Consider the following 22,705-nt stretch of genomic DNA (forward strand, 5'->3'; position numbering starts at 1 on the left):
CCATGCATGAACTCGACGAACAGTTACGTGAACTCATCCCCAGGCTGCGGCGCTTTGCCGTGTCCCTGACCCGTAACGCCAGCAGCGCCGACGACCTGGTGCAGTCGACCCTGGAGCGGGCGATCATCCGTTGGGCCGATAAACGTGTCGAAAGCGACTTGCGTGCCTGGTTGTTCTCGATCCTCTACCGCCAGTTCCTCGATGCCCACCGTCGCACCCGGCGCTATGCGCGCATGCTGGAATTCTTTACCGGGCGTGACGATGCGCAGCCGTCGGTCGAACGCACGGTGATCGCCCAGTCGACCCTGCAAGCCTTCGATCAGCTCAACACCGAGCAGCGCGCCCTGCTGCTGTGGGTGTCGGTCGAAGGCTTGAGCTACAAGGATGTCGCCGAGATCCTCGATGTGCCCCTCGGCACGGTGATGTCACGCTTGTCCCGTGCGCGCCAGGCCCTGCGTCAACTCAGTGATGGCGAAATTGCCAGCCCTTCCCTGCGGATACTCAAATGATCAGCCTGCCCCCCAGCGAACGCGATTTGCATGCCTACGTCGATCACCAACTGCTGGAGAGTGATCGCCGTGTACTTGAAACCTATCTGGCAGCCCACCCGGATGTCGCAGCCCAGGTCCATGCCTGGCAGCACGACGCGCAGTTGCTGCGTGCCGCGTTGGGCGGTGCCCTGCAGCAGCCGGCCAACCCGGACCTGGACCCGGCGTTGATCCGCCAGCGCATCAAGCGTCAATCACGCCGCCACTTGGCTACGGCAGCCGTGCTGCTGATCGCTGTCAGCCTCGGCGGTATCGGTGGCTGGCACGCCCGTGAAGTCAGCCAGCCGGCCCAACTGCCCATGGCCGACGCGATGCAGGCGTTCCGCTTGTTTGCCCAGGACGGCATCATGCCGGCGGACTACAAGGGCCAGGGCGGCGGCACGATGCAGGCCTGGCTCGACCGCTACTTCAACCAGGCCCACCGCCTGCCTGACCTGAGCGCGTCGGGCTTCACGCCGGTCAGCGGGCGCCTGCTCACCACCGAGCAAGGCGCCGCCGCCATGGTGCTGTACGAAGACCCGCAAGGGCGGCGCATCAGCTTCTACATCCGCCCGCCAGGCCCGGAAAACGGCTTTCTGCCCCGTGGCAGCCGCAGCGCCGATGGTTTGCAGGCCCAGTACTGGTCCGGTGCCGGCTACAACTATGCGGTGGTCAGCCCGGCGGATCAGCCCACCCCGGCGATGCTGAAGTTCTAGAAGCCCACGTCGAGTACCACGTTGTCGAGGTAGGTGCCGGCGGGCGGTGTGGTTTGATCGGTGTAGATCCTGGCGTTGTAGTTGAACACCTGGCTGCCGATACCCAGGCCGTTGCCGGGGTTGACCTCGGCGCTGGAACTGTCGCGCCGCGCCGCGCCCACGCTGCCCCAGCGCGTGGTGCCGGCGCTTTTGAAGATGTCGTAGGCCAGGTAATTGGTGCCTGAGATCATGCGCCGCCGCCCGCCCACACTGACAGCGTTCTGGCCGTCGCTCAGGCCCACGCTGTAGGCACTGCCCTTGGTGCAGGAAACACTGATGGTCTGGCCGGTGACCGCGGTGAACCCGCTGATGACGGGCGCACTGCCAAAACTGATATTGGGCGCGGTAATCTGGCAGTCATTGGTGACGGTCATGCTCACGGTCAGCAGCTTGACTTGGGGAGTCAGGTTCTTGTCGCGCAATACGCACAAGTTACCCACCCCCAGGCCAATGCAATAATCCCAGGTCCATGCAACGCTGAGGACTTCGGTATACACGCCGGCCGCCACATTGGTCCCGGTAATACTGCCCACGTAAAGCGGCAGGTTCTTGCTGCCCGGCCCCGTCAAAAGCCCCGCGCTTGTCGCAATGCCATTGGGCCCGAAATCGAACTGGAGCCCGCGCGTAATAGGGAACGTGGTGGTGTTATTGCCATAAAGCGTATAACCGATCACGTCCCCCGTGGGGCCGACCATGCCGCTGGTGGTCGAGGTGATCGTGGCATAGAAGTGGTCACCGGTGCCGAGTGCGATCAGTGAAGCGGTGCAGCTCAAACCGCCATTGAGGGTCGAGCTGTTTTGCGTCGCGGTGCGTACGTTGATCGAACTCACCGAGCCAAAACTCACCGGAGCCGTCGCCACTGTCGAACACAGCGCCATTGCCTGCCCCGAGCACACCATCCCGAGGAGCCACAGCCAGCCCACGCGTCTCATTGGCACACCAACGGCCCGATCAGCGGCACGCCTTGTTCCTGCTCGTTGACCTCGAATCGCGCCTGGCACGTACGCCCTTCACCCAGCGTGACCTGCAAGGTGTTATGCGCCGAGAGGTTTTCCAGGTACACCAGGCCGTCCCAGCCGACCACTGCCTGCTGGTTGCTTTGCTCGTGCACCACCAGGCTGCCCAAGGGCAATTCCTGATGCCGGGTGTCCACCAGGGTAACGCTCGCCGCGAGCACTCGGCGCAATGGAAACTCCAGTAGGTAGCCGCTGCCACGGCGCACCGATACACGCTGCTCCACATTCGGGCTTTGCACATTGAGCGGCAGGTTCAGCGGATCGATTTCGTATTTGGCGCGGTAGTACGCGCTGCTCCATGGCACCAGGAGATGCCCATTACGGTCGGTTTCGCCCACCAGCTGGTTCTCGTAGCGCACCGGGATACCGGCGAAGCCCTGGGTACTCACCACCACAAAGGCATCATTGATACGGTTGGCAGCGAAGGTATCGCCACCCATCCACACCAGCGAGCCACTGGCATCCGCCCAGCGCGTCTGGGCATCGCTGCTGCCGTACACGCCGGCCTGCAATTGCACAGACTGCAAGCGCCAGGTCAGGTCGGCCTGCCGGTACGCCGCACCATCGCCCTGGGCATAACCGAGGTTGTAGCCCACCCCACCCTCGCTGGGCACTGCGCTGCTGTAATTGAGGCGCTGGCGACTGGCGCCGTCCTTGCTGCGCTCGGTGCTCAAGGCCAGGCTGCCGTTGAGGTCGAACGGAATCACCCACTGCGCCTGCATCGCCCAATTGCTGTCGCCGATCTCGCGGTTGGCCGACAGGTAGAAACTGGTATTGCGCCATAGCGGCTTGCTCCAGCTCAGGTTGAGCAGCCGCGTGCGCGAATCGTCCGCCGCCTGCACGTCGAAATACCCCATGCCCAGGCTGCCAAAACGTTCAAGGTTGAGGCTCAGCGTCACCTGCTCGCTGCGCTTGCTGAGGCTGGCGTAAGCGGTGTCGACCAGGGTCAGGTCGGCGTACTCGTCGTGTCGTTCCACCCGCTGATAGGACAGGCTATAGCGCGTGCTGTTGTACTGATACCCCAGGCTCAGTTGCTGGCCGCTACGCCCTTCGAATCGACTTTGGCTGACGGCGGCATTGAGTACGCCGAGATTGCCCAGCCGCAGGTTACCGCCCAGGCCGCCGAGGGTCAGGTCAGTGGAGGCTTCGGCATGGCTCTCCAGGGTCAAATTGTCGGAATAACCATAACGAAAGGTACCGCTCGCCACGCCAGGGCCGTAGGCGAAGTCCTTGAGGGTGTACTCTCGGCGCAAGGTGCCGGCAGCCACCGAAAAATCCGTCAGGCCTTTTTGCAACAGCGTGCTGGTCACATAGAACGGCACGGTGGTCGACACCTGGCGACCCAGGGCGTCAGTCGTCACCACCACCGCTTCGCCCGCTCCGTTGATAAACGGCACGTTGGTCAGGGTGTACGGCCCCGGTTGCAACTGCGCGCTATCGGATTTGTAGCCATTGATAAACAGGTCCACCGACGACGGCACCGCGGCCTCACCGGCAAATTGCGGCAGGGGGTAAGTCACCAGGTCCGGACGCACCGCGAAGTCCCGCGAGAACTGCACACCGCCGAGGCGCACCGAACTGCTCCAGGGCAAGGCGCCGCTGATCACGTCACCGGCTTCGTAGGTCAGCAGCCGCTCATCATCGGAGAAGCGCCAGGTAGTGTCATAGCGCCGGTAGCCGTTGTTGAACGTACTGCTGCTGACACCATCAGCCAAGGTCTGGCGGTACTGGCCGGTATTGGACAAGGTGCCCCAGTTGTCGAACAGCCGCACTTCGTTCCAGGCGGCGAGGTAGCTGCCGCCTTCGTCAGTGTCGTTGAAATACAGGTCATAGTTGAGCAAGGCGCCAAAGCTGCTCATTGCCTGGGTGCGCGGGTAAGTGTCGCGGTTGCCGATAAATTGTTCCTTCAGCCACGACGGCGGCACATCCAGCAGCAGGCGCTGGCCGTTGCTGTCGTAATCGCTGTGCAGGCCGGGGATCTTGTCCAGCGCCACGCTGCCGCTCAATTCGCCGGGCAGCTTCATGCCCACGTCCTGCAGCGCGCTGACCGGCACATAGAGTTGCCCGGCCCGTTGATCGACCGCGATAACGCGGCCGGTGTCCATCTGATTGACCACCAGCTCCAGAAACAACTGTGCATCGGCGACAGCCTCCATACTGCTCGGGGGCGGTGGCAGGTCGCCAGCCACGCCCGGAAGCGCAACCACTGCGCCGCCCAGTCCGCCCACCACCGACAGCCATAGACTGCGAGCCAGACCACGACTCACCATGGCGTTGTGTCCTTCAATGGACATCTCCATCCGTTTAAATCCCGGGGCGTTCCTGCCCCGTTACAGGCTTGTTACCGCTGCGGCGCGAGGCTCTCCAACTGGGATGCGCCGTTGACCCTGACCTGCAGCGGCTGGTCGGCCGACAGCGCTGGCGGCACCGGCCAACGCATGCTGGCGCCCGGCAACACGTAGCCCAACAGGCCATCCACCAAGGGCCGTGTCTGCCCACCCTGCTTGAATGCGGCATCGGTAAGGCGCGCATGCACGGCACCCTGGTTGCGCACTTCGATGTAGTCGCGCCCTGCTACCGTGACCTTGTGCCAGCTCAGATCCGGCTTGCCGGCGCCCTTGGGATCACGCTGGCGCGTGCTGTCCTCCTTGTTCCACAGGCCCGCGCCGTAGGCGAACAGCGGCACCGAATAACGCATCTGAAAGCGGATCGCCGCTGCGGTGTTCTTGCCTTCCGGCGGCGTGGGCACCTGCAGGGGTGAAGGGATTTCATCGATGATGATGCGGTAGGCCAACTCTTGCCCCGGTGGTACTTCACGGGTGCGGGTCAGGCGTACCAATTGTTTCTGCCCCGGCTCGATCCGCGCTACGGGCGGGCTGCCGATCACATCACGCTGGTTCTGGTATTGCTCTTCGAAACCACTCTGGCTCCAGGCAAACACACGAATCTGCAGGCTCGCGGTTTCGGTCCCACGGTTTTCCAGCCACAGCGCGCTAGCCTGTTGATCGGCCTCCAGCACCGGGTCGATGGGCCAGATCAGCACCGAGCTGGCCGCCTGCACAAGCCCCGCCGTGCACACCGCACTCAAGGCAATACCCGCGGCCCACAACCGCCGGGATGGTGAACGCATAACCCCACTCCTTATACCGATAGCCTTACCACGTCAGCTGCACCTGCAGCGTGTCGCTGTATGTCCCCCCAGGCTGATTGCCCGGCAATTGCACCCGCCCGTAGATCGGCAGGCTGATATTGTTCGCATCGCTGTAGGCCACGTTGACGCTCTGGTCGATCCCCAGGCCCTGACTGAACGCCGCATCCCGAAACAACTGGTAAGCCACCCGCGCGCTACCGCTATTGAGCTGCAGATTTCGCCCGGTGCTGCTGTGCTGCCCGCCGTCGACGCTCATGCTCAGCGTCACGCCCGGTGTGCATTGCAACGTCACGCCCCCCGTCAGCGCCGCCGTGACCGTGCTGGTGGCCAGGGCCGAATGACTGCCATAGGTCAGCGCACCATAATTGGAGCTGCCGCCCACGATCAGGCAGCCCGGGATGATGGTCGCGCTCACCTGGAAACTCTGGCTCGTCACCGCCGACAACGGCAGCGGTACCGCCAGCCCGCAGGCCAGCAAGGCTCTGAGCCACATTGCTAGAACGTCAGTTCCACGGCCACGGTGTCGGTATAGGTGCCCGCCGGCAGCCCCGCCTTGCCCACCGCCCTGCCGTAGAGGTTGACGGTTTGCGCCACGCCTGTACTGGTGGCGAGGGTGATCACACCGTCAATCGCCAGCAGCGCGGAGTGCCCACTGTCGGTGTAGAAATCGTAGGGCACGAAGTTGCCCGCACCGTCGGCCAATGCACGGCTGCCCCCGGGGGACGCGCCGTCATGTGCACCGGCGCGTACCTTGACCGCTGGCGTAGTGCCGCTGGAACACAGGATCGACAACGCGCCACCGGTGCCAGTACCGCCCAGCAACTGGGCATCGGCGTTGGTGAACAGGCTATTGGTGGTGCCGAAATTCAAGCTACCGAAGTTCAATCCGGTAGCCGCGCCCGAACCGTTGACCTGGCAACTGGCGATCAATATCAGGCTGGAGGTGATCTGCCCGGTCACCGTGGTCGCCGCGTTGAGGCTGGAGGCCATCGCCAGGCCCAGTGCGCAAACACCTAATCGCGAAACAAGTACATGCATGGTTTTCATCCTCTTGAGTTACCAGTCCAGTGTCACCGTCAACGTGTCGGTGTAGATCCCTGCCGGTAAGGCACTGGTATTTGCCACCACGGAGCCAAACACCGGGATCGGTATCTGGGTGCCCTTGGCCACGACAAAATTGCGTTGTTGCCCGATGCTATAGGCGCTGTGCCCCTGCGGGTCGGCGGACAGCCGATAAGGAATCATCTGGCGCCCATTGCTCAGGCGCCGGGTGGTGCCATCGCCGTTGGTGCCGCCGTCGATGGTCACGGTGAAGCTCGAGACCGAGGGGTTGCACGACACCGCCAGGGGCGCCTTGTCGCCAGCGGTGACGCCGGCACCCAACGGGTTGTTCCAGGTCGGGCCCTGACTGCCGAAGTCGAGCATCGCCGTGCCGCCCGTGGGGTTGACCGGCGCGCTCTCCACGCTTTTGCTCACTTCGCAACTGGCGGTGATCACCAGCCGCGCCTGGATAAACCCGCTGGAGACAGCCGCCTGCACGTCCTCTGCCAGCACCAGCAGGCCGCCCATGGCCACCAGGGCCAGGCAACGGCTTACCATGTCACCGTGACCTTGAGCAGGTCGGTGTAGCGGCCGACGGCGGGGATGTCCTTGAGCGGCTCGATGCGACCATAGAGCGGCAGGTCGACGAAGCCTGTGTCCGGCACCCGGCCGCTGAGCGGCACATCTACCAGCAACGGCACGCGCCGCGCCGCGTCGGCATAGATGCGATAGGGAATGGGTTTGGTCGATGAGGTGGCGCTGAGGTAGCGCACTTCGCCGGTGCCACCATGCAGGCCGCCATCGACGCGGACCTGGTACGGCGTGTCGGGGTTGCACTCCAGGCGCGGCTGGCGCTGGCTGATCAGCGCCGCACTCAGTGGCCCGGCCGGGTCATCCAGACGCGAGCCGCTGCCGAAATCCAGTATGCCCAGTTGCTCGATGCCAGCGCTGCGGGTGGTGCCCACCAACTGGCAGCCCCGCTGCACGTCGATACGCACCTCCACCTGGAGCTGCGCACCGTAAGCCGTGTTGCAGAGCATTGTGCCCATGACTGCCAATACTGCTCGTCCCTTCACTGCCCCAGATCCTTGTACAGGGGTGACTGCTGTGTAGGAGGTTAGTCACTCAGCGAGAAACTGCCAGTCTGGACAGGATTACCGGCGTGAGATGCTTTTTCGAGATAGCTGGCAGCGCCCTTCTCTATTGGTCAAAACGCAGCGAGCGCCCTAAAGTGAGCGACCATCGAAATACAGAGTGACTTGCATTGGCCGCGCTTTCCCTGATCCGTCGCCTGCTCGGCCAAAAGCCCGGGCCCCTTGACGCTTCGCCCATTCCCGCGTTTTTTCAGCAAAAGGCCGAGCAACAGGGTTACACCCTGAGCACCGGTCAAACCCGCGCAATTGCCGCAATGGCCCGGGAAACCCAACAACTGCTCGCCGGCCAGCCCGCCCGCAGCCTGTACCTCCACGGCCCCGTGGGTCGCGGCAAAAGCTGGCTGCTGGACGGGTTCTTCCAGGCGTTGCCGATCGCCGAGAAGCAGCGCGTTCACTTCCATGATTTTTTCGCCCAACTGCATCTCGGCATGTTCACGCACCGTGCGCAGGACGATGCCCTGGCCGTGACGCTCGATGAACAGTTGGCAGGCTGCCGGGTGCTGTGTTTCGACGAATTCCACGTCCATGATATCGGCGATGCCATGCTGATCACGCGGCTGTTCAAGGCCCTCTTCGAGCGCGGTGTACTGGTGCTGGTGACGTCCAACTATGCACCGCAAGGGTTGCTGCCCAACCCCCTGTACCATGAGCGCTTCAAGCCGGTGATCGACCTGATCGCCGCGCGCATGGAGGTGCTGGAAGTCAGCTCACCCGAGGATTTTCGCAGCCTGCCCCAGGCCCAGAGTGCGCAACGGTTTACCTGCGGTCAATACATGTGGCCGGGCACCCCGGATCAGCGCTCGGCGCTCGACCTGCCCGCTGCAGACAGCCCGCCGCGCCCCCTGGGCGTGGGCCATCGGACCTTGATGTGCCGCCGCCATGAAGGGCGCAGCATTGCCTTCACCTTCAACGACCTGTGCGAACAACTGACGGCGGTGATGGACTACCTGCTGCTGTGCCAGGACTACGACCACTGGATCATCGACGGCCTGCCTCAACTGGCGAACTGCCCGATTGCCGTGCAACAGCGCTTTATCAACCTGGTGGATGTGCTCTACGACCGCGACAAGCATCTGGTATTGATCGGCGAATTGCCGCTCGAGATTGCCCTGAGCGGCCAGGCCATCGACCTCGCCCGCACCGCCAGCCGTCTCGGACAATTGCAGCAGGCCGCCCCGCAACCCGCGTCCGACCCGCTATCATGAGCGCCTTCCACGCCTTTTTGCCGAGTGACCGCGCCGTTCATGAATACCCTCGCCCAACTCAAGGCCGGCCAATTGGCCGGCATCACGCGCCTTGACCTGTCCTGCGGGCTGACCGAGTTCCCCCGGGAAATCTTCGAGCTGGCCGACTCCCTGGAAATCCTCAACCTCAGCGGCAATGCCCTGAGCAGCCTGCCCGACGACCTGCACCGCCTGCCGCACCTGCGCGTGCTGTTCTGCTCGGACAACCGGTTCACCGAGCTGCCGGCTTGCCTCGGTCAATGCGCCAACCTGAGCATGATCGGCTTCAAGGCCAACCAGATCAGCCACGTGCCCGCCGCAGCGTTGCCGCCTCTGCTGCGCTGGCTGATCCTGACCGATAACCGCATCAGCGCGCTGCCCGAGGCATTGGGCGAACGGCCATTGCTGCAAAAACTGATGCTGGCCGGCAACCAGCTGGCGCACCTGCCGCACAGCCTGGCCAACTGCCACAACCTCGAACTGCTGCGCATCGCCGCCAACCGGTTCACGCGCCTGCCAGAGTGGCTGTTGACGCTGCCGAGCCTGACCTGGCTGGCCTACGCCGGTAACCCGGTGGAAATGGCGGTGACGCTGGCGGATGAAGACACCACACCGGAGGTTCCCTGGTCCGAACTGGAACTGGCCGAAGTGCTGGGCGAAGGCGCTTCCGGGGTGATCCGCAAGGCGCTCTGGGCGCCGTCAGGAAAGCCCGTCGCCGTTAAGCTTTACAAGGGCAGCATCACCAGCGACGGTTCGCCGCTGCACGAAATGCAGGCCTGTATCGCCGCCGGGCTGCACCCCAACCTGATCAAGGTCGAAGGCCGCGTGGTCGGCCACCCCGATGACCAGGCCGCCCTGGTGATGGACCTGATCGACCCGAGCTACCGCAACCTCGCGGCCCTGCCGAGCCTGGCGTCGTGCACCCGGGATATCTACGCAGCGGACACCCGTTTCAGCCTTGAGGTGGCGTTGCGTATGGCCCGTGGTATCGCCTCGGTAGCGGCGCATCTGCACCGGCACGGCATCACCCATGGCGACCTGTATGGCCACAATATTCTGTGGAATGAAGCAGGTGACTGCCTGCTCGGGGACTTTGGCGCGGCGTCGTTCCATGCCACGGCGAATACCTTGGAAACCAGGGCGTTGCAGCGTATTGAAGTGCGGGCGTTCGGGATTTTGCTGGGGGAATTGTTGGAGCGGGTTGAGGAGCAGGTGAGCAGCGACTTAGTCGAGCTGCAGAAAAACTGCTGTCAGCACGAGGTACTGGCACGGCCTGGATTCGAAGAGATCGAAGCGCTCCTGGAATCAGTCCAACTCCGCTGATCCGATGTGGGAGGTGGCAAGTCCCCTCCCGCATTGTGAGGGATCAGCCGGCCAGGCCGACGAACATATCCTGCACGTCATCGTGGTTGTCCAGGCCTTCGAGGAAGGCTTCGACTTCCGCCATCTGCTCATCGCTCAAACCGCTCACCGGGTTCTTCGAGAGGTAGCCGAGCTTGGCCGACAACACGGTAAAACCCTGCTCCGGCAAGGCTTTCTGCACGGCGTCGAGGTCGGTGGTCTCGGTGATGAACAGGGTGGTGCCCTCTTCTTCACCTGCTTCGAAATCCTGGGCGCCGGCTTCGATTGCGGCCATTTCCGGATCGGCGTCCGGGCTGTCCGGCGAGGCTTCAATCAGGCCGACGTGGTTGAAGTCCCAAGCCACGGAACCGGAAGCGCCGAGCTGGCCCTTGCGGAAGGCCACGCGGATTTCCGCCACGGTGCGGTTGATGTTATCGGTTACGCATTCGACGATCAGCGGCACCTGGTGCGGGGCGAACCCTTCGTAGGTCACGCGATGGTATTGCACGGTTTCGCCGAGCAGACCGGCGCCTTTCTTGATGGCGCGGTCCAGGGTTTCCTTGGGCATCGAGGCTTTTTTCGCCTGTTCCACCACCAGACGCAGGTGCGCGTTGGTTGCGGTGTCGGCGCCATTGCGGGCGGCAATGGTGATTTCTTTCACCAGCTTGCCGAAGATCTTGCCCTTGGCATTGGCTGCCGCTTCTTTATGTTTGACTTTCCACTGTGCGCCCATGACTCACTCTCTTTATGTCCATCGCGCCCAAACGTCTACTGGCCGGCGCTTTGGGGGCAGAGTTTATAGCGCAAAAACACATCGTTCCACCAAAAAACCGTCAGGGCGCCAACTCGAAAAACGCCTGGATCAGGCGCAATGCGCTGCGCCGTTCCATGCAACCGAGCAGGTGCCGGTTCACCAGGCCGTCGCCCTGGATCGGCACGGCGCGCACGCGCGGGTCGGGGCTGACTTCCATCGACGACACCACCCCAACCCCCAATTCGGCAGCCACGGCTTCGGTCACCGCCTCGCGACTGTCCAGCTCCAGCAACACCTTGGGCTGTACACCGGCAGCCAGGCAAGCACCGTCAAACGTGCGCCGGGTGATGGAGCCGGGTTCGCGCAGCACCATGATGACCTCATGCAGTTGCTCCAGGTGAACGCCCTCGGATTGCCTCGCCCACGGATGCGCCACCGGCACCAGCGCGCAGATCCGCGATTCGGCCAAAGGCTGCAGGTGCAGGCCATTGCGCGGCTCGACCTCGGTCAGCACCGCCACGTCCGCATGCTCGGACAACAGCGCCGCCAGGGTTTCCTGAGCATTGCCCAGGCGCAGGTTCACGGTGATGCCCGGGTAGCGTGCACGCAGGCTGGCGATCATCGGCATCACCAGGTGCGGACCGTCCGCCGCCACTTCCAGGCGTCCGGTGAGCAATTGGCGATTGGCCTCCAGCAGGGTCTGCGCTTCGTCCACCAGGCCGAAGATCGCCCGGGTGATGGCCGCCAGCCGCGTGCCTTCCTCGGTCAGTTCCACCCGCCTGGCGGTGCGGCGCAACAACGCGATCTGGTAGTGCTCCTCCAGGGCCTTGATATGCCCGGTCACCGCCGGCTGGCTGATGAACAGCCGCGCCGCCGCACGGGTAAAACTGCCCTCGCGGGCCACGGCATCGAATGCACGCAGTTGGAACAGGTTCATAGTTATCGGCCTCACTGATAGCTCGCATAACAACAAACAATTTGATTGATGACAAGCCAAACTGCAATTTAGGCGCCGTAGATTCAACCGATGCTTCGCGAGGATTTGTAATGACGACGCCCATCCTGCTGACCCCAGGTCCCCTGACCACCTCGAACCGCACCCGCCAGGCCATGCTGGTGGATTGGGGTTCATGGGACGAGCGCTTCAACCAGCTCACCGCCAGCGTCTGCGAACAGTTGCTGGCAATCATCGACGGCGCCGCCAGCCACCATTGCGTGCCTTTGCAAGGCAGCGGCACCTTCGCCGTCGAAGCGGCCATCGGCACCCTGGTCCCGCGCAACGGCAAGGTACTGGTGCTGATCAACGGCGCCTACGGCAAGCGCCTGGCGAAAATCTGCGAAGTACTGGGCCGCGATTTCAGCACCTTCGAAACCGCCGAAGACCAACCCACCACCGCCGCCGATGTGGGCCGCCTGCTGCACGCCGATAAGGCCATTACCCATGTCGCGCTGATCCACTGCGAAACCAGCACCGGTATTCTCAACCCATTGGCCGAGATCGCCCAGGTGGTGAAACACCACGGCAAGCGCCTGATCGTCGATGCCATGAGTTCCTTCGGCGCGTTGCCCATCGATGCCCGCACGGTGCCATTCGACGCCCTGATCGCCGCCTCCGGCAAGTGCCTGGAAGGCGTGCCGGGCATGGGTTTTGTCTTCGTCGACAAACAGGCGTTGAGCGCCGCCGAAGGCAACTGCCACTCCCTGGCAATGGACCTGTTCGACCAGCACAGCTACATGGCCAGGACCGGCCAATGGCGCTTCACCCCACCGACCCACGTGGTGGCGGCCCTGCATGAAGCGCTGCTGCAATATGCCGAGGAAGGCGGCCTGCCCGCACGTCATCAACGCTATGCCCATAACTGCAAGGCACTGCTGGACGGCATGGCCGAACTGGGCCTGCGCAGTTTCCTGCCGGCCGCCATCCAGGCGCCGATCATCGTCACCTTCCACGCGCCCCAGGACCCGCGCTACCAGTTCAGGGATTTCTACGAACGGGTCAAGGCCAGGGGGTTCATCTTGTATCCGGGCAAACTGACCCAGGTAGAAACCTTCCGCGTGGGCTGCATCGGCCATGTCGATGCCAACGACATGCACGCCGCCGTCACCGCCATCGCCGACGGCTTGCAGGCCATGGGTCTCACCCTCTCATCGATTGGAGCACACGCATGAACTACCAGAACCCCAACGCCCTGCAAGCCGTGATCCTCGATTGGGCCGGCACCGTGGTCGACTTCGGCTCCTTCGCCCCCACGCAGATCTTTGTCGAAGCCTTCGCCGAATTCGACGTGCAAGTCTCCATCGAAGAAGCCCGTGGCCCGATGGGCATGGGCAAGTGGGATCACATCCGTGCCTTGTGCGATCAGCCGCAGGTCGCCGAGCGCTACCGCAAGGCCTTCGGTCGCACGCCCACCGACGATGACGTGACGGCCATCTACCAACGCTTCATGCCGTTGCAGATCGAGAAGATCGCCGAGCACTCGGCGCTGATTCCCGGCGCCCTCGACACCCTCGCCCGGCTGCGGGTACAAGGCATCAAGATCGGTTCCTGCTCCGGCTACCCCAAGCAAGTGATGGACAAGGTGGTCGCCCTGGCCGCCACCAACGGCTATATCGCCGACCATGTGGTCGCCACCGACGAAGTGCCCAACGGTCGCCCATGGCCGGCCCAGGCCCTGGCCAACGTCATCGCCCTGGGCATTGACGATGTGGCGGCATGCGTGAAGGTCGACGACACCGTGCCGGGCATCCTCGAAGGGCGGCGCGCCGGCATGTGGACCGTGGCCCTGACCTGCTCCGGCAATGCACTGGGTTTGACCTACGAACAGTTCCGCGCCCTGGATGCCGCGACTCTGGCCAGCGAGCGCAAGCGCATCGAAGCGATGTTCGAAGGTTCACGTCCGCATTACTTGATCGACACCATCAACGACTTGCCTGCGGTGATCACTGAAATCAATCGGCGCCTGGCCGAAGGCGAGATGCCGCAGAACATTAATGGCTCAGCTTGTTCGATGAAGTGAGCCATTAATACCTGATGACTCCAACATCGGGCTTGGATTATTGGAGATAAACCACAACGCCCCGCTATTCTATGTAACTGCACTGATTACTAACGCAGTGCATGTACGGGAGTATCAATAGCCTCCTCACCGAAAAGACCCCGGCGTTTTCTAGCCGAACCCTCTAGCTTCTGCGGCCCAGCCAAATCGACATTACCGTTCGTCATGAGCAGACTTTGATAGTTAACAGTCACTACCGCCACCACGCCTTCTGACTCTGCTTGCGAATACGGCATCTTGCGCATGTGGCCGGAGAGGCCCAAATTCACCAAGGCCTTGTGCCCCCAAAAATAGTTGTTCAGCGAATCCATTGCATCTTCGAACGGGTCGTCGCGATAGTGGGTTACTCCGCCGTTGAGCATTTCAATGGATCTGTTATCTTGTTCGCGCTTGGCAGCCACCGCATACATAAAAGTCGCATCCTTGATCATCCCTGCATCAGCACCGTTGAAATCTGCCCACTGTCGAGCCTTGTCAACTTCTTCTCGGGTAATAGATGTCTTGTAGCCATCCTTCATTACAACTTCATATCCCCCCTTGCCTTCTCTGACTGAAGCAAACACTTCCGTGGGGCTCTGACCAAACCTCATCATTGCAGCCTTGATCCCCGCCACCATCCCAGTGTTATTAAATTCTCCCTCAGTGAACCCAAACCAAATATCCTTGGGGATCCCGACCGCTTTTTCATTGAAAACAGCGACATTTTTCTTATCGATTACGGGCCTCACAGGAGTATCATTCACAACTCGACTGATGTCTTTCTTATCATGGGATACGCTTAAAGAATTGGGTTCCTTGTCTCGGCGATCATCACTCGATATCATTCGCAGCAGTAACTCAACCGCTGCCGTTAATTCAGCAACAAGGGACACCAAACTTTCAATAGCGCCCACCTCCCCATCAAGATTCGACTTTTTGACAGATGGAAGCAATGATGTGTTTTTCGTAGGGCCTGAAAATCCTGAGCGGACTGCTTCTCGCTCCACAGGTTTGGGCGTGATATTCTTATCCGAATACATACCGACATCTCCTGAAAACCCGGCAACACCTGACACATGGCTGCAGTTCATTTCACATCCTCTGAAAATACAATAGACACCTGAACAAACTGATGCAGAAAAATCAGTCAGCCAAACAATGGAAACCGCCCAATAAAACTCAATCAAACAAGCCTATAAACAGAGCGGCAACGATTGTCTGACGGCATTCTCTTCTTCGTATTGCACCCATCCAGCAATCCGTCACGTGCAAAGTTTGTATTCCACCCGACTTCCACAACACCTATAGCTCCAGTTTCAACGAGCTCTTGGGCGGTTGAGGAGCGCACATATTCAACAATCCCCAACCGCTTCAGACTTTCGTACGCCCCTGGATGAGAGGCAAGCACATTGAGAGCCTCGTCATAAGTCACCGGTTTATCTTCCCGACGCTCCAACTGAACTCTCTTGGCACTCGCCGCATACATAAACACAACATCTTTAAACATACTCCCGTTTTCCCTGCCCGGCTCATATTGGAACCCACACAATAACTTTGCTTTGGCTATTTCCCCGGGAGTAATACTGACCTTAACACCGTCCCTCATGACAATATCGTAACCTTCACCGGATCGTGTCACACTTGCATAAACACTTAGAGGACTCTGTCCAAACCTTTCCATTGCCGCCTTTATCGATGAAAGTACTGGTTCGTTCTTGTAACTGGAAAATTTTACCCCTGTGTAAACATCAGCTGGTTTTTCGCCAATTTTTTTTGTAGAAAATGCCGAATAGGCCTTAGTGCTCTCACTGAGGGCTAAAGGTGCCTGATCAACAGGCTTCGTCTGAGCCTGCGAGGTTAAAACACTATTAACCGGCTTTGTCGTGGGTGTATTTTTATTTTCCAACATCGTATTAATTTTCATGACGAGAGCACTCATCGTTGACAACAAGGCACCCAATTGTTCTTGAATATTTTTGGCGCTCGGCGTACTAGACCGATGCACATCAACCCCTGACATTCTCAGTTGCGCCCCCGCAGTCGGAGCCGAAGTCACTTCTTGTTGATTTGCATTCAAGCTAAAACCTTGCATGTTCGGCCATGCGCTGAAACTTTTGACGGAATCACGCGACATAAAACTCATATCAAATACCTCACAATATTAGAACTTAATAACTATCAATACACCACACCTCAAAACACAAACGCCTACGTAGGCGGTATTGCATTCCACTTGAGATCTAGTCGATTACCGCCTCTAGCAAGCGCACATTCTCACGTCCCCCGTGAACCTGCCACACCTCTATGTCGACAAAGTATGTCATTGCACAATCCGCAAGTTAAACATCGTAACCATGACTCCACTGCCCGCTCGCAAATATCGAACTACACTTACACTCTCTTGCAATTAGTAAAAATTATTTACCTTCCTCAAATGAAAACCCATCGACGTCGTACCAAAAAAAACAAACCACATCTACAAACCTACAAAATGTTACGCACTGAACACTGGACCGAACTAACTTTTATTATCAACAACTCAACATCCCACTCTTTACGACATCGTTCACAAAAAAGTTGATCGCGGTCAGGCAATCCGCTCAAAACCGGCATACAGTTAAAGGACTCCATCGCCAAAGAATGGAGGTATGCCCTGATGAGTGAGGAACCCAGCGATGCCGTGGAAAAACTCCGATACACGCTACAGCACCATGTCGATTGCGTTGCACTGGTTGATGGTGGTGCTACTGGCGGTGGTCTACGCCTGCATTGAGTTACGCGGACAGTTTCCCAAAGGCAGCGGTGCACGAACGTTGATCGTCGAGATGCACTTCATGTTCGGCCTCACCGTGTTTGTGCTGGTGTGGCTGCGCCTGTTCGCACGCAGCCTGGGGGTAGCGCCAAAGATCGTACCGGCGCCGCCGCCGTGGCAGAGCCTGCTGGCAACCCTGATGCACTTTGCCCTGTACGCATTGATGATCGGCATGCCGATCGCCGGCTGGCTGATTGTCAGTGCCGAGGGGCATTCAGTGATGTTCTACGGCATTGAATTGCCGCCGCTGATCGCGGAAAACAAGGCGCTGGCCAAGCAGATTGAAGGCTGGCATGTGCTGTTCGGCAAGATCGGTTACTGGTTGATCGGCCTGCATGCATTGGCCGGGATCGCTCACCACTACATCCTGCGGGATAACACCGCGTTGCGGATGATGCCGGGCAAGCGCGCTAACCCTTGAAGCCGCGCCGGCCTTGGAGACCGCCGGTGTGGACGAAGACCAGACGAGTGCCGGGGGCGAAGCGTCCGGCTTCGATTTGCACCTTCAAGGCCAGTAACGCCTTGCCGGTGTAGAGCGGTTCCAGGGGCACGCCGCAGGCTTGTTGCGTGCTCTCGATGAAGTCGAGCAGCTCGGCGTCGATTTTGGCGAAGCCACCTCGGCTGGCGTCCAGCAGTTCATAGCCGCCCTGCACGATGGCCTCGACGTTCTGCGCCACACCGTGATCGTCCGGCACCGCCATGGCGCCGTACACCGGGTGCGCGCCCGCCTCTGCCAGCGCCAGGCCGGCCAGGGTGGTGCCGGTGCCTGCGGCCAGCCACCAGGCGTCGTAATCCGTCCAGCCCACGCTGTGCAACTGTACACGCACCTGCTCGACCAGCACCGCGCAACCCAGGGCGCCCGCACGGCCACCGCCGCCCTCGGGCACGGGGTGCAGGTGGGGATACTGCTCACGCCACGGCAACCAGAAACCCGGTTCATGCCGCGCGCGATAACCGCCATAACCCAGCCAATGCAACTGCATGCCAAAAGCTTTCAAGTCGAGGACGGTGGCCGTGTCTTGCGGGTGCCCGCGCAGCAGGCCGACGGTAGGGAAACCGAAGCGCTTGCCGGCGGCAGCCAAGGCATGCAGATGGTTGGAGTAAGCCCCGCCCAGGCTGATCAGGCCACGAGCGGCCTGCGCCTGCGCCAGATGCCCGGTGAGCTTGAACCACTTGTTGCCGCTGATCAGCGGGTCGATGCGATCCAGGCGCAGCACGGCCAGCTCGACACCTCTGAGCCAATCCAGATACAGCGGTTCAAGCGGTGCGTGGGGAAGCCAATCGAAGGGACCCATCGGGCGGGATCTGCATGAAAAACGGGGCGGTAGTCTACCACCGCCCCGCCCCGGGTCTTACAGCTCGGCCGCGAGGCGCGAGCCCTGGTTGATGGCGCGCTTGGCGTCCAACTCGGCCGCCACATCGGCGCCGCCGATCAGGTGCACGTTCTGGCCGGCGGCGGCCAGGCCATCCTGCAATTCGCGCAACGGGTCCTGGCCGGCGCAAATGACGATGTTGTCCACCGCCAGCACCTGGGGTTCGCCCTCGGCGCCAATGCGGATGTGCAGGCCGGCATCGTCGATCTTCAGGTACTCGACACTGTTGAGCATCTGCACCTGCTTGTTCTTCAAACCAGTACGGTGGATCCAGCCGGTGGTCTTGCCCAGGCCGTCGCCGACCTTGGAGGTCTTGCGTTGCAGCAGGAACACTTCACGCGCCGGGGCATGGGGTTGCGGCTTGATCCCGGCCACGCCACCACGGGCTTGCAATTGGGTGTCGATGCCCCATTCCTTCCAGAACGCTTCGCGGTCCAGACTGGTGGACACGCCATGATGCACGAGGAACTCAGACACGTCGAAACCGATACCGCCCGCGCCGATCACCGCCACGCGCTTGCCGACCGGTTTGCGCTCCAGGATCACGTCCAGGTAGCTCAGCACCTTGGCGTTGTCGATCCCCGGGATCGCCGGGGTACGCGGCGCGATGCCGGTCGCCAGGATGATCTCGTCATAGCCGCCCGCCGCCAGTTGCGCCACGTCCACGCGGGTGTTGAGGCACAGCTCCACATGGGTGGTCTGCAATTTGCGCTTGAAATAGCGCAGGGTTTCGAAGAACTCCTCTTTGCCCGGCACCCGCTTGGCGATGTTGAACTGGCCGCCGATCTCGTTGGCGGAATCGAACAAGGTCACGTGGTGGCCACGCTCGGCGGCCACCGTCGCAGCGGCCAGGCCGGCAGGACCGGCGCCGACCACGGCGATCTTCTTGATCTGCTGAACGGGCAAATAGTTGAGCTCGGTTTCGTAACACGCCCGTGGGTTGACCAGGCAAGTGGTCAGCTTGCCGCCAAAGGTGTGGTCCAGGCACGCCTGGTTGCAGCCGATGCAGGTATTGATCTCATCGGCGCGGCCGGCGGCGGCCTTGTTGACGAACTCCGGGTCGGCCAGGAACGGGCGTGCCATGGAGACCATGTCGGCATCGCCTTCGGCGAGAATCTGCTCGGCGATTTCCGGGGTGTTGATACGGTTGGTGGTGATCAACGGAATCTGCACCGCCCCGCGCAGCTTGGCGGTGACTTTGCTGAACGCGCCACGCGGCACCTTGGTGGCGATGGTCGGGATGCGCGCCTCGTGCCAGCCGATACCGGTGTTGATGATCGTCGCACCGGCGCCCTCGATGGCCTTGGCCAACTGCACGATTTCTTCCCAGGTGCTGCCGCCTTCCACCAGGTCGAGCATCGACAGGCGGAAGATGATGATGAAATTCGGACCCACGGCTTCACGCACACGACGCACGATTTCCACTGCCAGGCGCATGCGGTTTTCGTAGCTGCCGCCCCAGCGGTCGGTGCGGTGGTTGGTGTGGGCCGCGAGGAACTGGTTAATGAAGTAGCCTTCGGAGCCCATGATTTCCACGCCGTCGTACTCGGCGACCTGGGCCAGCAGCGAGCAGGTGACGAAATCCTGGATCTGCTTCTCGATGCCCTCTTCGTCCAGCTCCTTGGGCTTGAACGGGTTGATCGGCGCCTGGATCGCACTCGGCGCGACCTGTTTGGGGCTGTAGGCATATCGGCCGGCGTGGAGGATCTGCATGCAGATCTTGCCACCGGCCGCGTGCACCGCCTGGGTCACGATCTTGTGTTGCTGCGCTTCTGCGTCGGTGGTCAGCTTGGCCGCGCCGGCATAAACACCGCCCTCGTCATTCGGACCGATGCCGCCGGTGACCATCAGGCCCACGCCGCCCCGGGCGCGCTCGGCAAAATAGGCAGCCATGCGTTCGAACCCGCCGGGTTTCTCTTCAAGGCCAGTGTGCATCGAACCCATCAGGGTACGGTTGCGCAAAGTGGTAAAACCCAGGTCCAACGGGGCCAGCAGATGCGGGTAGGCAGCAGCGGTCATGGTCAAGCTCCACAACGGATCATCACGGGGTGTGACGGGCTCGTGCGACCCGCCATCGGTTTATGTCCCACAGACTAAGAGGCGGTGGATGACGGCTCAATGACTGAAACTGACAAGTTATTGATCCAAATGCACAGCGCCCCTTGGCAAGCCCGCCCATGGGCCCTACCCTAGTCGGCGAACCCTGCACACGGTCTGTTGTCTGTTCCCCCATGCGTAAACTTCTTGCTCTTACCGTCTCCCTGGCGCTGGTTGCCGCCATCGCCGCCTATCTGGTCTGGACCCAGGAACGCCCCGTGGCGCATTACCTGTCGGACCTGCGGATCACCCTCGCCGTCAACGAAGGCCTGCCTGCCGACCGTGGCAACCTGCTGGGCATCCAGCCGGAACTGTTCCCTGCCGACTACCAGAGCCTGGAACGCCTGCACCTGAAGCTCGCGGCGTACTTGCAAAAAGCCCGGGACCAGGGGCTGATCAATGACAAGACCATCGTGGTGCTGCCCGAACATATCGGCACCTGGCTGATGCTCACCGGCGAAAAAAACGAGGTGTACCAGGCGCTCCATGTGAAAGATGCGATGAACTGGCTGTCGGTCAGCAACCCGCTGCTGTTCGCCCGCGCCTGGATCAGCGCCACCGGCGACAACCGCACCGACGACGCCTACCTGCGTATGAAAGCCTCGGGCATGGCACGGGACTATCAGCTGTTGTTCGGCGGCCTGGCCAAGGAGTTCGGCGTTACGTTGGTGGCCGGCTCCATCACCCTGCCGAACCCGAGCGTGAGCCAGGGTCAACTGCAGGTCGGCCATGGCGCCTTGTATAACGCCAGCGTGGTGTTTGCCGCCGACGGCCTGCCGATCGGCGATCCGCAGCGCCAGCTCTACCCGATCTACGATGAGCGCGGCTTCATCAAGCCTGGCGATGAAAACATGGTCAGCGTGGTCGACACTCCGGCCGGGCGCCTGGGGGTGCTGGTCGGCAGCGACAGCTGGTACCCGGACAACTACCGCAAGCTCAACGAACAAGGCGCGCAATTGATCGCGGTGCCAGCCTTTGTGCTGGGTCGCGATACCTGGGACCGTCCGTGGCGCGGCTTCAAAAGCGTGTCCACCCCGACCGAAATCAGCCTCAAGCCCGAAGAACTCAGTGAAGGCGAAGCCTGGCGCCGTCTTACGCTGATCAGCCAGCAACCGATCAGCCAGGCCAGCGCCGGCATGAGCGTGTTCCTGCGCGGGCAGTTCTGGGACCTGGGCACCGCCGGGCACAGCTTTCTCAGCAGCAACGGGCAAATCAGCGCCGATGGCGAGGCCCGTGGCGCGCGCTTGTTGAATATCTGGTTGTGAAACCGGTACGGCTGGGGGACCTGTCGGTGGGCTTCGTGCACAGCCTGGCCGATGCCATCAGCAGCCACGGCCTGGACCCGCAGCCGCTGCTACTGCAATACGGACTCGACTCGGCGCGCCTCGCCGAAGCCGGTGCACGCTTGTCGATCCCGCGTTACATGCGCCTGGGCCATGCCGCCATCCAGCTCACCGGCGACCCGGGCCTGGGCCTGCGCATGGGCCAGCTCAGCCGCTTGAGCCAGGCGGGGCTCGCCGGCGTCACCGCCGACCAGGCACCCAACGTGCGCGAGGCGGCGCGCGCATTAACGCGTTTCGAGGCGCTGTACGGCTCCAACTATCGCGGGCAGTCGAGCTTCGTCGAGGATGCCGAGGGCGCCTGGTTGCGCTTCTACTCCATCAGCCCCTACAACGCCTACAACCGCTTCGTGGTGGACTCGATCATCGCCGGCTGGCTGCATCAGTTGTCGAGCCTGGCCCGGCAACCGGTGCAGGCGCAGCGTATCGACATCGAGTTCGAGGCGCCGGAGTACCGCGAACGCTACGACGCGCTGGGAGACGTTCACTTCGGTGCCGACGCCAATCAACTGCGCCTCAGCCAGCACACCCTGGCCCTGCGCAACCCGCAGCACTGCCCCAGCACCTGGAACCTGTTGTTGCAGCTGTGTGAGCGAGAGTTGGAGCAACTGACCCGCACCCGCAGCCTGCGCGAGCGCATTACCCGTTTGCTCGGGCCGATGCTCAATGGCGGCCGGGAACCCGACCTGGAAGAAGTGGCGGCACGCTTGAAGCTGCCGACCTGGACGCTGCGCCGCAAACTGGCCGATGAAGGCACTCAGTTTCGCGCTATTCTCAACGACACCCGCCGTGACCTGGCCATGACCTACATCCGCGACACGGAACTGGCGTTCGGCGAGATCGCCTACTTGCTCGGTTTTGCATCGGCCCAGGCATTTCAACGGGCCTTCAGGCGGTGGAACAACCAGACCCCAGGGGAATTTCGCCGCAGTCAGCGGCATTCCGCCTGAAGTCTTTATTACAGCTCTGTTGCATCGTCTGCCGGTTCCAGCGGGTCCAACTCAATCGCGTGGTATTCAAGCAGTTCTTCCTGGTAATCGTCCATGGCGGACTCCTTCTTGCGTTAACAGGGGTTGCAAATAAATG

At 61.6% G+C, this 22,705-nt stretch carries 22 protein-coding genes; 9 read left to right on the plus strand and 13 right to left on the minus strand.

Annotation, left to right across the window (positions count from 1 at the left end):
- Positions 1-2: 2 nt before the first annotated feature.
- Positions 3-509 (plus strand): sigma-70 family RNA polymerase sigma factor, encoded by a 507-nt coding sequence (locus tag LUU92_RS17920; protein WP_071492005.1) that lies wholly within the window; start codon positions 3-5, stop codon positions 507-509.
- Entirely contained in the window at positions 506-1,243 is a 738-nt protein-coding gene (locus tag LUU92_RS17925) for an anti-sigma factor family protein (protein WP_222541508.1), read from the plus strand. The genes LUU92_RS17920 and LUU92_RS17925 overlap by 4 nt, the downstream gene beginning before the upstream one ends.
- On the opposite strand, the gene LUU92_RS17930 is transcribed toward LUU92_RS17925, so the two are convergent.
- The 7 genes from LUU92_RS17930 to LUU92_RS17960 form a co-directional block, all read right to left on the minus strand.
- Positions 1,240-2,214 (minus strand): Csu type fimbrial protein, encoded by a 975-nt coding sequence (locus LUU92_RS17930; RefSeq protein WP_257102422.1) that lies wholly within the window; start codon positions 2,212-2,214, stop codon positions 1,240-1,242. The genes LUU92_RS17925 and LUU92_RS17930 overlap by 4 nt on opposite strands.
- Positions 2,211-4,568 (minus strand): fimbria/pilus outer membrane usher protein, encoded by a 2,358-nt coding sequence (locus tag LUU92_RS17935; RefSeq protein WP_071492045.1) that lies wholly within the window; start codon positions 4,566-4,568, stop codon positions 2,211-2,213. The genes LUU92_RS17930 and LUU92_RS17935 overlap by 4 nt, the downstream gene beginning before the upstream one ends.
- 71 nt (positions 4,569-4,639) lie before the next feature.
- Positions 4,640-5,428, minus strand: coding sequence for a fimbrial biogenesis chaperone (locus LUU92_RS17940; RefSeq protein WP_071492008.1), 789 nt, complete (start codon positions 5,426-5,428; stop codon positions 4,640-4,642).
- A 25-nt stretch (positions 5,429-5,453) separates the two neighbouring features.
- Positions 5,454-5,942: a Csu type fimbrial protein gene (locus tag LUU92_RS17945; protein WP_222541505.1), complete on the minus strand. Its 489-nt coding sequence runs from the start codon at positions 5,940-5,942 to the stop codon at positions 5,454-5,456.
- A gap of 2 nt (positions 5,943-5,944) precedes the next feature.
- Positions 5,945-6,487, minus strand: a complete 543-nt coding sequence (locus LUU92_RS17950; RefSeq protein ID WP_034107216.1) for a Csu type fimbrial protein — start codon at positions 6,485-6,487, stop codon at positions 5,945-5,947.
- 18 nt (positions 6,488-6,505) lie between these two features.
- Positions 6,506-7,048: a Csu type fimbrial protein gene (locus LUU92_RS17955; RefSeq protein WP_071492010.1), complete on the minus strand. Its 543-nt coding sequence runs from the start codon at positions 7,046-7,048 to the stop codon at positions 6,506-6,508.
- Positions 7,042-7,539 (minus strand): Csu type fimbrial protein, encoded by a 498-nt coding sequence (locus LUU92_RS17960; protein WP_423213190.1) that lies wholly within the window; start codon positions 7,537-7,539, stop codon positions 7,042-7,044. The genes LUU92_RS17955 and LUU92_RS17960 overlap by 7 nt, the downstream gene beginning before the upstream one ends.
- Positions 7,540-7,754: 215 nt before the next feature.
- On the opposite strand from LUU92_RS17960, the gene zapE reads away from it, so the two are divergent.
- Both zapE and LUU92_RS17970 read left to right on the plus strand, forming a co-directional pair.
- Positions 7,755-8,849 (plus strand): cell division protein ZapE, encoded by a 1,095-nt coding sequence (gene zapE / locus LUU92_RS17965; protein WP_071492012.1) that lies wholly within the window; start codon positions 7,755-7,757, stop codon positions 8,847-8,849.
- Positions 8,850-8,888: 39 nt separating this feature from the next.
- Complete coding sequence (locus LUU92_RS17970) at positions 8,889-10,190, plus strand: protein kinase (protein WP_257102423.1); 1,302 nt, start codon at positions 8,889-8,891, stop codon at positions 10,188-10,190.
- Between the two features lie 43 nt (positions 10,191-10,233).
- Here LUU92_RS17970 and LUU92_RS17975 read toward each other — a convergent pair whose 3' ends face one another.
- Together LUU92_RS17975 and LUU92_RS17980 are read right to left on the minus strand one after the other, a co-directional pair.
- Positions 10,234-10,941 carry a YebC/PmpR family DNA-binding transcriptional regulator gene (locus LUU92_RS17975; protein WP_058423896.1) on the minus strand — a complete coding sequence of 236 codons (708 nt, stop codon included), beginning with the start codon at positions 10,939-10,941 and terminating at the stop codon, positions 10,234-10,236.
- Positions 10,942-11,041: 100 nt separating this feature from the next.
- On the minus strand, positions 11,042-11,899 hold the full coding sequence (locus tag LUU92_RS17980; protein WP_071492013.1) for a LysR substrate-binding domain-containing protein: 858 nt from the start codon (positions 11,897-11,899) through the stop codon (positions 11,042-11,044).
- 110 nt (positions 11,900-12,009) lie between these two features.
- Between LUU92_RS17980 and LUU92_RS17985 the strand changes: the two genes are divergently transcribed.
- Complete coding sequence (locus LUU92_RS17985) at positions 12,010-13,131, plus strand: 2-aminoethylphosphonate--pyruvate transaminase (RefSeq protein ID WP_222541500.1); 1,122 nt, start codon at positions 12,010-12,012, stop codon at positions 13,129-13,131.
- Positions 13,128-13,979, plus strand: coding sequence for a phosphonoacetaldehyde hydrolase (phnX, locus tag LUU92_RS17990; RefSeq protein WP_257102424.1), 852 nt, complete (start codon positions 13,128-13,130; stop codon positions 13,977-13,979). Before LUU92_RS17985 ends, phnX begins: the two co-directional genes overlap by 4 nt.
- Before the next feature lie 89 nt (positions 13,980-14,068).
- Here the strand turns inward: phnX and LUU92_RS17995 are convergent, their stop codons facing one another.
- A complete protein-coding gene (locus tag LUU92_RS17995; protein ID WP_257102425.1) occupies positions 14,069-15,088 on the minus strand; it encodes a hypothetical protein in 1,020 nt (339 codons plus the stop codon).
- Between the two features lie 92 nt (positions 15,089-15,180).
- Positions 15,181-16,140, minus strand: coding sequence for a hypothetical protein (locus LUU92_RS18000; RefSeq protein WP_257102426.1), 960 nt, complete (start codon positions 16,138-16,140; stop codon positions 15,181-15,183).
- 532 nt (positions 16,141-16,672) lie between these two features.
- Here LUU92_RS18000 and LUU92_RS18005 point away from each other — a divergent pair.
- Positions 16,673-17,230, plus strand: coding sequence for a cytochrome b (locus LUU92_RS18005; RefSeq protein ID WP_071492016.1), 558 nt, complete (start codon positions 16,673-16,675; stop codon positions 17,228-17,230).
- On the opposite strand, the gene LUU92_RS18010 is transcribed toward LUU92_RS18005, so the two are convergent.
- Both LUU92_RS18010 and LUU92_RS18015 read right to left on the minus strand, forming a co-directional pair.
- Positions 17,220-18,104, minus strand: a complete 885-nt coding sequence (locus tag LUU92_RS18010; protein ID WP_071492017.1) for a 1-aminocyclopropane-1-carboxylate deaminase/D-cysteine desulfhydrase — start codon at positions 18,102-18,104, stop codon at positions 17,220-17,222. The two genes, LUU92_RS18005 and LUU92_RS18010, sit on opposite strands and share 11 nt — an antisense overlap.
- Before the next feature lie 57 nt (positions 18,105-18,161).
- Positions 18,162-20,201, minus strand: a complete 2,040-nt coding sequence (locus LUU92_RS18015) for an NADPH-dependent 2,4-dienoyl-CoA reductase (RefSeq protein WP_257102427.1) — start codon at positions 20,199-20,201, stop codon at positions 18,162-18,164.
- 212 nt (positions 20,202-20,413) lie between these two features.
- Here LUU92_RS18015 and LUU92_RS18020 point away from each other — a divergent pair, with 212 nt between their 5' ends.
- Both LUU92_RS18020 and LUU92_RS18025 read left to right on the plus strand, forming a co-directional pair.
- Positions 20,414-21,544: a carbon-nitrogen hydrolase family protein gene (locus tag LUU92_RS18020; protein ID WP_092244796.1), complete on the plus strand. Its 1,131-nt coding sequence runs from the start codon at positions 20,414-20,416 to the stop codon at positions 21,542-21,544.
- On the plus strand, positions 21,541-22,569 hold the full coding sequence (locus tag LUU92_RS18025) for an AraC family transcriptional regulator (protein WP_071492020.1): 1,029 nt from the start codon (positions 21,541-21,543) through the stop codon (positions 22,567-22,569). Before LUU92_RS18020 ends, LUU92_RS18025 begins: the two co-directional genes overlap by 4 nt.
- Positions 22,570-22,705: the final 136 nt, after the last annotated feature.

It is taken from the genome of Pseudomonas extremorientalis (assembly GCF_024584605.1).
GTDB lineage: Bacteria > Pseudomonadota > Gammaproteobacteria > Pseudomonadales > Pseudomonadaceae > Aquipseudomonas > Aquipseudomonas extremorientalis.